Annotated in this window: 11 protein-coding genes and 1 tRNA gene; 11 read left to right on the top strand and 1 reads right to left on the bottom strand. The window is 49.5% G+C overall.

Features of this window, described 5'->3' with window-relative positions:
- Window positions 1-93 precede the first annotated feature (93 nt).
- From meaB to BM159_RS01145, 8 genes are all read left to right on the top strand, one after another.
- Entirely contained in the window at window positions 94-1,035 is a 942-nt protein-coding gene (gene meaB / locus BM159_RS01180; RefSeq protein ID WP_093912430.1) for a methylmalonyl Co-A mutase-associated GTPase MeaB, read from the top strand.
- A 47-nt stretch (window positions 1,036-1,082) separates the two neighbouring features.
- Window positions 1,083-1,502 (top strand): methylmalonyl-CoA epimerase, encoded by a 420-nt coding sequence (mce, locus tag BM159_RS01175; protein WP_093912429.1) that lies wholly within the window; start codon window positions 1,083-1,085, stop codon window positions 1,500-1,502.
- Between the two features lie 146 nt (window positions 1,503-1,648).
- Entirely contained in the window at window positions 1,649-3,154 is a 1,506-nt protein-coding gene (gene mmdA, locus BM159_RS01170) for a methylmalonyl-CoA decarboxylase subunit alpha (protein WP_093912586.1), read from the top strand.
- Window positions 3,155-3,207: 53 nt separating this feature from the next.
- Window positions 3,208-3,555, top strand: a complete 348-nt coding sequence (locus tag BM159_RS01165; RefSeq protein WP_093912428.1) for an OadG family transporter subunit — start codon at window positions 3,208-3,210, stop codon at window positions 3,553-3,555.
- Between the two features lie 60 nt (window positions 3,556-3,615).
- Window positions 3,616-4,005, top strand: coding sequence for a biotin/lipoyl-containing protein (locus tag BM159_RS12205; RefSeq protein WP_093729415.1), 390 nt, complete (start codon window positions 3,616-3,618; stop codon window positions 4,003-4,005).
- Window positions 4,006-4,143: 138 nt separating this feature from the next.
- Window positions 4,144-5,277, top strand: a complete 1,134-nt coding sequence (locus BM159_RS01155) for a sodium ion-translocating decarboxylase subunit beta (protein ID WP_093912427.1) — start codon at window positions 4,144-4,146, stop codon at window positions 5,275-5,277.
- Window positions 5,278-5,617: 340 nt separating this feature from the next.
- Window positions 5,618-6,892, top strand: a complete 1,275-nt coding sequence (locus BM159_RS01150) for an SLC13 family permease (RefSeq protein WP_093912426.1) — start codon at window positions 5,618-5,620, stop codon at window positions 6,890-6,892.
- Between the two features lie 237 nt (window positions 6,893-7,129).
- Window positions 7,130-7,221: transfer RNA gene (locus BM159_RS01145), tRNA-Ser, on the top strand.
- 57 nt (window positions 7,222-7,278) lie between these two features.
- Here the strand turns inward: BM159_RS01145 and BM159_RS01140 are convergent.
- Window positions 7,279-8,535 (bottom strand): SLC13 family permease, encoded by a 1,257-nt coding sequence (locus BM159_RS01140; protein WP_093912425.1) that lies wholly within the window; start codon window positions 8,533-8,535, stop codon window positions 7,279-7,281.
- A gap of 235 nt (window positions 8,536-8,770) precedes the next feature.
- Here BM159_RS01140 and BM159_RS01135 point away from each other — a divergent pair, with 235 nt between their 5' ends.
- From BM159_RS01135 to obgE, 3 genes are all read left to right on the top strand, one after another.
- Window positions 8,771-9,757: a LysR family transcriptional regulator gene (locus BM159_RS01135; protein ID WP_093912424.1), complete on the top strand. Its 987-nt coding sequence runs from the start codon at window positions 8,771-8,773 to the stop codon at window positions 9,755-9,757.
- A 141-nt stretch (window positions 9,758-9,898) separates the two neighbouring features.
- Window positions 9,899-11,575, top strand: coding sequence for a gamma-glutamyltransferase family protein (locus BM159_RS01130; protein WP_218149465.1), 1,677 nt, complete (start codon window positions 9,899-9,901; stop codon window positions 11,573-11,575).
- Window positions 11,576-11,630: 55 nt separating this feature from the next.
- Window positions 11,631-12,920, top strand: coding sequence for a GTPase ObgE (obgE, locus tag BM159_RS01125; protein WP_093912423.1), 1,290 nt, complete (start codon window positions 11,631-11,633; stop codon window positions 12,918-12,920).
- Window positions 12,921-12,924 lie beyond the last annotated feature (4 nt).

The raw sequence follows: 12,924 nt of genomic DNA, 5'->3' as shown, positions 1-12,924 counted from the left end.
TTCCTTCTTAAAACTTAAAGATGCAAGCCGGGAGCTTTTCCCGGTCTTGCATCTTTCATAACTATTATCAACAAGGCGGTGTGATAAAGAGCTATGGACATTGTAGAGGAAATTTTAAAACAAAATCGTCTTGCGCTTTCCAAAGGTATAACAGCTGTTGAGAATGAATATGACAATGCAGTTGATATAATGACCAAGATTTACACTCACACCGGACATGCTTATGTTATTGGTATAACAGGGCCTCCCGGCGCAGGTAAATCGACCCTGACAGATAAGATTGCAAAAGAGTTCCGTAAACGCGGTAAGACTGTAGGTATTGTAGCAATTGACCCCACGAGCCCGTATTCCGGCGGCGCTATCTTAGGCGACCGTATCCGCATGATGGATCTGATGATGGATTCCGGAATCTTTATTCGTTCCATGGCAACCCGTGGCAGTCTGGGCGGCTTGTCCCAGAAGGCCGGTGACGCGGTTAAGCTGATGGACGCGTTCGGCATGGATATTATTTTGGTTGAAACCGTTGGCGTAGGCCAGTCTGAAGTTGATATCGTAAAGACGGCCGATACGACCATGGTAGTTGTCATCCCCGGTATGGGTGACGATATCCAGGCTATCAAAGCAGGTATCCTTGAAATCGGCGACCTGCTCACAATCAATAAGGCAGATCGGGAAGGCGCCGATAAGCTGAATATTGAAATGGAAATGATGCTGGAGTTAAACAACGAAAAGAATGCCGGCTGGCGTCCGCCTATCAACCGTACGATTGCCAGCAAGGACCAGGGTACCGAAGCTGTAGTGGATTCCATCCTGGCGCATCGGGACTTCCTGATGAAGACCGGCAAACTCGACGATATCCGTAAAGCAAGAATCAAATCCGAAGTTACGGATATGGTCAATGTTCGTGTTAACCGTTACATAGATAAAAATGTGGTTCGCACCGCTGAATTCGATGAGACCATCGAGAAACTTCAGCGCAGGGAAACGGAACCGTATTCTGTAGTCGATAATATTGTTTCTAAGGTACTCAAATAAGAAGTGCCTTAAAATAAATAATTTTATTTACTAGGAGGATGATTCTTATGGCATTTACAGTTTCAAAGATTGATCACATTGGTGTTGCCTGCAAAGACTTGGAAGTTTCCAAGAAATTCTACACCGATATTCTGGGTTTGGAATGCACCGGTGAAGAAGCAGTTCCGTCTCAGGGCGTAAAAACCGTATTCATTAAATGCGGCCCGAACTTAATCGAGCTCCTGGTTGACATCACCGAAAACAACGATGGCCCGATCGGCAAATACATTGCCAAGAACGGCCAGGGCATCCAGCATGTAGCCCTGCTGGTTGACGATCTGGTAGCTGCTATTGCTGACGTACAGGCAAAAGGCGGCGTTATGATCGACAAAGCTCCCCGCGGCGGCGCTGGCGGAATGGACATCGCATTTGTTCATCCGAAATCTGTCGGCATCCTGTTAGAACTCTGCACTCCGCACAAAGCTTAATTTAAAAAGATTGATCGGTTTGTAATTTGTTTCGGTTACATGGCCCGCCCGTCCAAAATACGGGCGGGGTGTAATATATAAAAATAAGTTCTCCCAATAATTTATGGAGGTGTCAAAACTTGACTACTCAAGAACGAATTGAGAAAATGCTCAAAAAGTCCGAAGTAATTATCGGCGCCGGCGGTCCGAAGGCTATTGCCAAACAGCATGAGAGAGGCAAAATGACCGCACGGGAAAGAATTGCCGCTTTGCTGGATGAAGGTTCTTTCGTAGAACTGGACCGTTTCGTCCGTCATCGCTGCAACAACTTCGGCCAGGAGAAAAAAGACCTGCCTGGTGAAGGCGTAACCACCGGTTACGGCACAATCGATGGTCGCCTGGTTTATGTATTCTCTCAGGATTTCACCGTTGAAGGCGGTTCCCTGGGCGAAATGCATGCCAACAAGATTGCCAAAGTTCAGAGACTGGCCCTGAAGATGGGCGCTCCGTGCATTGGCATGAACGACTCCGGCGGAGCCCGTATCCAGGAAGCTATCGACGCTCTGGGCGGCTACGGCAAGTTGTTCTTCAACAACACCATTTCTTCCGGTGTTATCCCCCAGATTTCCGCTATCATGGGACCGTCCGCAGGCGGCGCTGTTTACAGCCCGGCCCTGACCGACTTCATCTACATGGTAAAAGAAACTTCCAAGATGTTCATTACCGGTCCTGCGGTTGTTAAATCCGTAACCGGTGAAGAAGTAACCCAGGAACAGTTGGGCGGCGCTATGACCCACAACTCCCGTTCCGGTGTTGCGAACTTCGCAGCTGAAGATGACGCCGACTGCATCCAGCAGATCCGCTATCTGTTAAGCTTCCTGCCTTCCAACAACATGGAAACCGCTCCGATCGTTGACACTGGCGACGATCCGAACCGTACCGCAGAAGAGCTGAACAGCATTTGCCCGGATAACAGCAATGCAGCATACGATATGTACGATGTTATCAAAGCTATCGTAGATAACGGCGAATACTATGAAAACCAGAAATACTGGGCTCAGAACATCATCACCTGCTTCGCCCGTATGGACGGCGAAACCATCGGTATCATTGCCAACCAGCCGAAAGTTATGGCAGGCTGCCTGGACATCAATGCTTCCGATAAATCCTCTCGTTTCATCCGCTTCTGTGACGCTTTCAACATTCCTCTGCTGAACCTGGTAGACGTACCTGGCTTCCTGCCCGGCACTGTACAGGAATATGGCGGAATCATTCGTCATGGTGCTAAGATGCTGTACGCTTACTCCGAAGCTACTGTTCCGAAGATCACCCTGGTTACCCGTAAAGCTTACGGCGGATCCTATCTGGCAATGTGCTCCCAGGAACTGGGCGCAGATCAGGTTATTGCCTGGCCGACCGCTGAAATCGCTGTTATGGGACCTGCTGGCGCTGCCAACATCATCTTCAAGAAACAGGATCCGGAAACCCAGAAGAAGAGCACCGAAGAATATGTTGACAAATTTGCGACTCCGTACATTGCAGCTGAACGCGGCATGGTAGATATTATCATCGAGCCGAAGAACAGCCGTCCGGCAGTTATCAGCGCTCTGCATATGTTGGAAACCAAACGCGAGAGCCGTCCGGCGAAACGCCATGGCAACTTCCCGGTATAATTAAACGGGCAGAACTCGACGCTAATTTTAAACATATAAACGAGGTGAAATGAATGGGTCCTGTAACTAATAACCCGTTTCTGATCGCAATCATCAACATGATCGTCGTGTTCGGTGTTCTGATCGTACTCGGCGTACTGATGCATCTGATCGAAATGGTTGATCCCACAAAGAAAAAAGCAGCTCCCAAAGCTGCCGCTCCTGTTGCTGCCGCACCGGCTGCTGTTGCTGCCGCTCCGGTAGTTGAAGACAAGAGCGAAGAAATTGCGGCGGTTATTGCTGCTGCAGTTGCTGCCTGCGGCGGCTCCGAAAATGTTGTAGCAGTACGCATTGCTGCTCCGGCTACTTCCTGGGCTGTTGGCGCACGCGCTGAAGCACAGACGGTACAACCGTTTTGCTAATTAATTATTAAAATTGGGTAAGATTACCTAAATTAAAAATTCAAGGGAGGATTTATATCCATGAAAGCTTATACCATTACCGTTAACGGCACTGCATATGAAGTAGAAGTTGAAGAAAAGGGCGGCGCTGTTGCTGCTGCTCCGCGCGCTGCTGCTCCGGCTCCGAGAGCTGCTGCTCCCGCTCCGAAAGCTGCTCCGGCTCCGGCTCCGGCTCCGGCTGCCAAACCGGTTGCTGCTGGTGCTGCTACCGTTACCGCTCCGATGCCCGGCAAAGTTCTGGAAGTTAAATGCAAAGCTGGCGACGCTGTAAAATCCGGTCAGGTTCTGCTGATTCTGGAAGCTATGAAAATGCAGAACGAAATCATGGCTCCGGCTGACGGCACCATCGCTGACGTTCGCGTTTCCGCAGGCTCTACTGTTAACACCGGCGACGTAATGATCGTTATGTAATTTGATTTGATGTAAGTTGTTTCTTATCAATTCCGGGGTGGTTCCCGCAAGGGAACCACCCGGGATTGATATAACTGGATAATAGTCTCGTTATCCAGTGTTGAACATTAAAAACTTAAACTGAGTGGAGGACTATATATGGAAGCTCTGATTGTATCTCTCCAGTCCGTATGGAACGACTCCGGTTTTGAGGGGTTGACCAGCGGTAACGTAATCATGCTCCTTGTAGGCTTGATTTTGCTCTACATGGCTATCGGCAAAGGTTTCGAACCTCTGCTGCTGTCCAACATCGCTTTCGGCTGCCTGTTGGGCAATATTCCTAAGACCGGCTTCTTTGATGAACCCGGTGTTATGCAGGTTATCCTGTACGGTATCAACCACGAAGTATTCCCTCCGCTGATCTTCATGGGCGTTGGCGCTATGACCGACTTCGGTCCGCTGCTGGCTAACCCGAAGACCCTGCTGCTGGGCGCTGCTGCCCAGGGCGGTGTGTTCGTTTGCTTAATCGGCGCTATGCTGTTAGGCTTCGACCTGCGTGAAGCTGCTTCTATCGGTATTATCGGCGGCGCTGACGGCCCGACCGCTATTTACCTGACCGTTAAGATGGCTCCCCATCTGCTGGGCGCTATCGCCGTAGCTGCTTATTCCTACATGTCTCTGGTTCCGCTGATCCAGCCGCCTATCATGACGCTATGCACCACCAAAAAGGACCGCATGATCAAAATGGACCAGCTGCGTACTGTAACCAAGTTTGAACGCATCATTTTCCCGATTGCTTCCACCATTTTCATTTCCTTACTGTTACCTCCGGTTTGCGCCCTGATCGGTATGCTGATGTTAGGTAACCTGTATAAGGAAGCCGGCTGCCTGGACCGTCTGAGCGACACTGCCCAGAACGCGTTGATGAACATCGTAACGATTTTCCTGTCCGTTGGTACCGGTTTAACCATGGAAGCTGAAAAGTTCCTGCGTTATCAGACCATCCTGATCATCTGCTTAGGTCTGGTTGCTTTCGCAGCCGGTACTGCGCTGGGTTGTCTCTTTGGCCAGGTTATGAAAATCACTTCCGGTGGCAAGGTTAATCCGCTGATCGGTTCCGCGGGCGTATCCGCAGTTCCGATGGCTGCCCGTGTATCCCAGGTTGTAGGTCAGAAGGCCAATCCTTCCAACTTCCTGCTGATGCACGCTATGGGCCCCAACGTAGCAGGCGTTATCGGTACCGCCGTTGCAGCTGGTACCATGCTGGCTATGATCGGACCTGCCGGCAAATAATATTTGCGGCAAGTAGCCTTTAGTACCTTAAGCCTGTTTCTGAATGTGCATACCGTTCATTCGGAACAGGCTTTTTTAAAGAAATTTGTATCTGCCCCAAAAGGGTATTGACAAATGGAAAAGTTTGTCAGGAAAAGACGTTAGTCTTTTTCAATGAAAACTTGTTTTCAAAAAAACAGGCGTTAATATGGCTTATGTACTTTTAAAATCTAAAGAGTAGTGCTATAATAATGCCATGAACTTTGAGAATTACATAGTGTATATTAAGCGTACGGAACACTGCCCGCTGCGTATTAGGCCGTACGCTCGATATAAATTTTAAAAGAGGAGGAGTTATATAATGGCTCAGTCCACAAAGTGTCTCATTCTGTTAGCCGTAATTGCCTTATTCTTCGTTACCGAAATCATTCCTCTGGCAGTTACTGCTATGGCTGGCTCTATTGCCTGCGGCCTGCTGGGATTTATCCCTGCAAAACAGGTATTTAGCGGCCTGTCCAACTCCACCGTTGTTCTGTTCGCAGGTATGTTCGTTGTAGGCGCAGCAATGTTCTACACCGGCCTGGCCCAGAAAATCGGTGAAACCGTTGTAAGATTCACCGGTACCGGTGAAAACAGCCTGATGGTTGGTGTTATGCTGGTCGGCGCGGGGTTATCCTCCGTTCTGTCCAACACCGGTACGGCTGCCTGCTTACTGCCTGTAGTATTGGGCGTGTGCGCAGCAGCAAAGATCCCTGCTTCTACCGAACTGATGCCTCTGGCATTCGCCTGCGGCGTTGGCGGTATCATCACCCTGGTAGGTACGCCTCCTAACATCATCGCATCCGGCGCTCTGGAACAGGCCGGCTACCGCGCTTTCGGATTCTTTGAATTCGCGAAGATTGGTATCCCTCTGACCCTGGCAGCCCTGATTTACATGATGTTCATCGGCAAACACCTGTTACCGAAACGTACGATTTCCGAAGATACGGAAGTTGAACAGGAAATTGAAGCTAACGAAACTTCTTCCACGAAGATGGCTGTTTCCGGTATCATCCTGTTAGCCGTAGTTCTGACCATGGCTCTGGGTATCAAAGGCGTTACCCTGGAAATGGCCGCCATCACCGGCGCTATCGTTTCCGTACTGACCGGCTGCTTAACTGAAAAACAGGCTTATGCTTCCATCGACTGGGTAACCATTTTCCTGTTCGCCGGCATGATGCCTGTATCCTCTGCTATGAGCAAGACCGGCGCCGGCAAAGTTATCGCTGAATGGGCCGTTGGTCTGATGGGCGGAACCCCGTCCCCGATGATCGTGACCGCTGTACTGTTTATCCTGTCCTGCGGCCTGACCCAGTTCATGTCCAACACGGCATCCGCAGCTCTGCTGTGCCCGATCGGTATCGCAATCTCCAAACAGCTGGGCGCTGATCCGGCAGCCGTTCTGATGGCTATCGCCGTTGCAGCATCCTGCGCATTCGCTACCCCGGTAGGCACGCCGCCTAACACCCTGGTATTAGGCCCCGGCGGATTCAAATTCATGGACTACGTAAAAGCAGGTACCGGTCTGGTAATCGTTTGCTTCGTAATCTCCCTGATCTTGATTCCTATGTTCTGGCCCTTCTTCCCCGGCAAATAATTTTCTGGGAAGATTTGTTAGTCGCATAGTAATTTAACTAAAAAAAGGACAGGCCCGGCAAGCCGGGTCTGTCCTATCAGTATTTTTAATTTTTTGTTCCCTGCCGGTTAGGGCGGTGTTCCGGATTTATCCGGAGCCGGCTCGGACATAAAATGTAAAAAATATTGAAGAAAAGCTTGTCAATTCATAAAAAATAAGCTATAATAGCCAAGTGAGTTGCCTTTGCGGCAATGTAACGGAGTGGTACTCAAGCTGGCTGAAGAGGACGGTTTGCTAAATCGTTAGGGGTCGCAAGGCTCGCCCGAGTTCGAATCTCGGCCACTCCGCCATATTTCTGGCATACAAGCATCTGGTGAAAATACCGGATGCTTATTTTTTTGCCATTTTCAAAGCAACATGCGATACAGTCCGAAGTATGCCAAAATACTCAATACTACCACGCCCAGTGCGGAAATTGAGAACATACGGATAAACAGGCGATGTTGCAGCTGTGGCGAAGCATTGGCTGCAGAAGAATAGGCGGCCAGCGCAAGGGCGCCGCCGGTGGAGAGGGGACTGATGCCTGCAGTGTTGGAGATCATGGTGATGGCCGTGGCCATTTCCAGCTCCAGCGCAGGCCCTGCTACTCCAAGTTTTCCAAGCACTTCCGGAATGGTGGGGATCAGCGTCGGCATAACTACGCCGGAGGTTGAACTGAACCAGCTCATAATGCCGGACGTAATGCCCATGATGGTTACGGAGGTGGCCGGTGTCATGACGCTCGCCAGCGCTTCTGACAACAATTTGATCCCTCCGAGTTTAATGATAATGTGCATCAGCACGCCAACGCCTGTAATCAGCAACAACGTGCCCCAGGGAATCTTCTTGATTGCTTCTCCTTCATCTGCCACACGCAGGAAGGAAAGAACCATGGCCACCGCAAAGCCGGTCAGACCGACATTCACTTTGAAGAACAATACCAGTATGACCATGATTCCGATTCCGATCAGCGTTATGATCTGTTTTTTGTTGAAGGGCGGAATATCGTCCTGGCTTATCACCTTATCTGAATGGAGCTTGTAGCCTCCCAGCAGAAAATAAACAATTGCTCCGTATACGGTAGAAGATAAAATGCCGTTCATCAGGAACTGTTTTTCAATGCCGGTCAGTCCGAAACCGGCACAGAGATTGATACCGATAATGCCCGTAGCTGCCAGCGGTGACACACCTCCGCCGGATGCGCCCAACACGGATAAGGCTGAAAGCATGGCCGGATTGATGCCCATTTCAGCAGCCAGCGCCATGGAGAACACCATCATGATCGCCATGGTAGGAACCGTGCCGGGGCCCAGGGCCGAAAGCACTACGGAGAAAACATAAATGACGATAGGAATCATGAAAGTGTGTTTTCCGGCCAGCGCTACGACTTTTTTTGCCAGCAGTTCCAGGGAACCGTTGAGCTGCGCCAGGCTGAACAGATAGGTTACGCCCAACAGTATCATGAACAGAGAATAATTGAACCCGTTGATGACTTCTTTGTCGGGGATTCCGTTTAACCGGCCCAAAACCAGGGAAAACCCGATTGCCAGCAGCCCCGTATTCATATGGCGGAAAAATCCCAGGAAAATAGCGATCAGTAAAAATAACAGAGACAGTAATGCCATGACAGACACTTCCTTTATATTTTTTCGTATTTGTGATACCGGCTTACATTTTTCAGCCGGACACAATTTCTGCTTTATTAACACTACCATACCATATTTTTAAATAACAATAAAATGGTAATTTGTTTGATAAATTATGAAAAAAAAGAATAATTGATTTAATAAACTGTAATATAATTGCAAAACAAATTCTTTGAGATTATAATAGTAACAAAACAAGGAATGGAGAACAGTCATGGATCTAAACGTGTTGCGAAATTTCATCTCCGTTGTTGCGGCAGGTAATATTACAACCGCCTCGGAAGTGATTCATGTGGCGCAGCCTACCCTGAGCAAGCAGTTGCGCCATCTGGAAACTTACTACGGGGCAAAGCTGATACTCACAGAGAGAGGAAGCCGCCGGATTGTTCTGACGGAAGCAGGGCGCCTTCTTTATGAAAAAGCGAAATACATCTGCTCGCTGAACGATTCAACGATGGAAGACATCCGCCGCTATAAACGCGGAGCCAAGGGCACGCTGCACCTCAGTGTCGCAAGTTCCCGTTGCAGGCCGCTGGTAGAACGGATGCTCAGAGAGTTTGTTAAGGTTTACCCTGATATCAGTTTCGCGCTTCATGAATCCAGTTCGGTGGAACAGGGCAAACAGCTATTAAACGGGATTGGCGAAATCGGGTTGTTAAGCACACCGCCTGACCGGAACAGCGACTTTGAAGAACTGTTCAGAACAAACGAATATTTTGCAGCTGTTTTTAACAGGCAGTCCAAATGGCTTAAAGAACACCGGAAAAAGAGCATTTGCCTGAATCAGTTGAAGGATATACCCTTAAGTGTTTCTGCCGGTTATTACGAAAAATTTAAACAATGTTGCGATAAAGCAGGCTTTGTCCCCTCTGTCAAATGCGTAAGCACCACGCGTAATACAGCCTTGTTTTGGGCTGTCGCTGATACAGCAGTAACGATTATTCCCATCTCGAAAGATGAAAAACTGGAAGAAACCCTGGTCGTTAAAAAAATCACCGATGCGGAAGCAGTAATATATAAATCTGTCGTCAAAGTGAAAGGGCGCCCCCTGTCGCTGCTGGCTGTTAAATTTTTAGAGTTTTACAGCAGGTACGGATATGGAAAGCAACTTTGCAATCTGGACGACTTGTATAAAGAAGCGGGCAAGGATGATTTGCTCCCGCTGATACAAAGCCTCCCGGTCTCAGGCAGTTTATCATAACTTCAATACAAAAGGACTGCCGGAAGATACCCACGCTTCAAATTACCTTTTTTAACTTTATTATTTCTTTCTTTCATTATGACATGATATAATTTAACATAATAACGATAATTCATCTTACTGTTAACCGAGGGGGGCATTATGGCCAGCTACATTTCATTTGATGGCGCATCGAACAAATATCCGTCACGTCGCAGCGTGGTGTATGGAAAAAACGGCATGGTCTGCACGTCCCAGGCCCTGGCAGCGCAGGCCGGGCTCGACGTGTTGAAAAGAGGAGGCAACGCTGTTGATGCGGCAATCGCGACAGCAATCAGTCTTACCGTTCTGGAACCGCCGAGCAATGGTATAGGCAGCGACCTTTTTGCATTGGTTTGGTATAAAGGAAAACTGTACGGATTAAACGGCAGCGGTCCGTCCCCTATGGCGCTTACAAGAGAAAAAGTACTGGGGAAACTTGGTACGTATGACCGGGCAAAGGATAATTATGCGGACAGCGGCGAAATACTGGATCTGTCCTCTTCAGACATGCCGGATCATGGCTGGGAGACAGTGACAATTCCCGGAGCGCCTGCCTCGTGGAAAGCACTTCACGAACGTTTTGGTGCTGCAGAGTTTGGCTCCCTCTTTGAAGCTGCAATCAGCTACGCGGAAGAAGGTTTTCCCCTGCAGCCGGTTTGCAGCAAGCTGTGGAAGAAGAATGCCCCAAAAGTTTCCGGGCTGAAAAATGAAATAATGTATCTCCCCATGCTGGAGACATTTTTTAATAATAAAGAGCTGGACCCGGGAAGTGTTGTGAAGCTTCCGGAGATGGGAAAAACGTTACGCAGGCTTGCTGAAAGCCGCTGTAACAGCTTTTATACAGGTGATATTGCCCGGGAAATAATCCGTTTCTCCTGTGAAACAGGGGGCTATCTTACCGAAGAAGATTTGCATAATTACAGACCGGAGTGGGTAGAACCCATCCGGTTGAATTACCGTGGCTGTGATGTGTGTGAGATTCCGCCTAACGGACATGGTCTGGTTGTCCTGATGACCCTTAATATTTTGCGTCATGTATCTCTTGCAGAGAAGGATAATCCGGAAACGGTACATAAGCAGCTGGAGGCCATGAAGATTGGCTTTACGGACGGAAAAATGTATATTGCGGACCCCCGTTATATGAAAGCAAACGTGGATTATTTCCTCAGTAAAGAATACGGTAAAAAACGTGCGGGTGAAATAAGAACCGAAGCTCATCTTCCCAGACCGGTAGATTTGAATTGCGGCGGCACCGTTTATCTCTGTACGGCAGACAAGGAAGGAAACATGGTGTCCCTGATCCAGAGCCATTTCAATAATTTCGGTTCCAAACTGTCCGTGCCGGGTACAGGCATCCTGCTGAATAACAGGGGGAAGAATTTCAGCCTGGATCCGGAACATGACAACTGCCTGGCACCGGGCAAAAAACCGTACCATACCATTATTCCCGGATTCTTAATGAAGGACGGGGAGCCGGTAGGTCCCTTTGGCGTCATGGGAGCCTTTATGCAGCCCCAGGGGCAGGTGCAGGTGGTCAATAACCTGGTTGACTTCGGGTTAAATCCCCAGGAAGCGCTGGATGCGCCCCGCTGGCAGTGGACAGGTGGAAAAACCGTGGAAGTGGAAGCATCGTTTGATCAAACAATGGTAGAAAATCTGAAGCAGCGGGGACATGACATCAAGGTTATGGAAGAGTTTACATCTTTTGGCAGAGGCCAGATCATTGTCCGTCAGCCTGACGGCGTTTACGCGGCAGCTACCGAGCCCCGCGCCGATGGCGTTGTTGCCGCATGGTAAGCTTTTGTGATATAATTTATAATTAAAATATTATATAGTAGTCAGGAGTCCATTTATGTTTATTGATAAAGCAAGAATTTATGTAGAAGCAGGTAACGGCGGCGACGGCATGAGCAGCTTCCGCCGTGAGAAATTTGTAGAAAAAGGCGGTCCCAACGGCGGAAACGGCGGCCGGGGGGGCAACGTGATTTTGCGGGCGGATAACAGCCTGAACACACTGATCGATTTCAGGTATAAGCGGAAATTCATAGCGAAGCGCGGTGACAATGGCGGCGTTTCCAATATGACCGGGCACCGGGGGGAAGATGTAATCATTAAAGTTCCTCTGGGTACCGTAGTTCGGGATGACGAAACAAATATCATGATCGCGGACCTGACGGAAGACGGGCAGGAGTTTGTAGCGGCAAAAGGCGGCCGGGGCGGAAAAGGAAACGCCTGCTATGCCACCAGCACCAAACGGGCCCCGACCTTTGCGGAAAAAGGGGAACCGGGAACCAAAGGCTGGCTGCGGCTGGAACTGAAGCTGCTGGCAGATGTGGGTCTGGTGGGCTATCCCAGCGTGGGCAAGTCCAGCATCATCTCCCGGGTGAGCGCGGCAAAACCGGAAATCGCGGCCTATCATTTTACCACACTGACTCCCGTGCTGGGAGTTGTGCGCCTGAGTGAAGAACAGAGCTTTGTGCTGGCGGACATTCCCGGGCTGATTGAAGGCGCCGCGGAAGGCGTGGGCCTGGGCCATGACTTCCTGCGTCACATTGAACGGACCAAAGTCTTGCTTCATGTCGTTGATGTTTCCGGCTGTGAAGGCCGTGACCCCATTGAGGACTTTGAGAAGATCAATCATGAACTGGAAGCCTACAGCGCCAGACTGGCCCGCCGTAAACAGCTGGTGGTTGCCAACAAGATGGACCTGCCGGACAGTGCGGATAATTTTGTTATATTAAAAGAATATGTTGAAGAAAAAGGCTATGAGATCATGCCGGTCTCCGCGGCCACAGGAGAAGGCCTGCAGGAGCTGATGTGGAAAGCTTACGAGATGGCCCGGCAGTATGTGGCGGAACCGGAAGAAGAGATCGGAGTTGTCGAAGAAGGCGATCCGGACAGCTTTGAAATCATCCGGGGCGCCGAAGATGCCGATTTTGAAGTAAAAGGCAAGAACATTGAACGGCTGGTAGCCATGACGAATTTTGATAATTCAGAAGCGCTGTACCGGTTCCAGCTGATCTGGAAACGCCTGAAGATTGAAGAAGCGCTGCTGGAAGCAGGCATCCAGGAAGGACAGACTGTGCGGATCCTGGATATGGTGTTCAACTATCAGAAGAGTAAATGGGCTGACCGGGAATAGTGAA

This window comes from Succiniclasticum ruminis DSM 9236, assembly GCF_900112895.1.
Classification (GTDB): domain Bacteria; phylum Bacillota; class Negativicutes; order Acidaminococcales; family Acidaminococcaceae; genus Succiniclasticum; species Succiniclasticum ruminis.
Note: the sequence above shows the minus strand (reverse complement) of the source record. Positions and strands in the feature narration are given on the sequence as shown.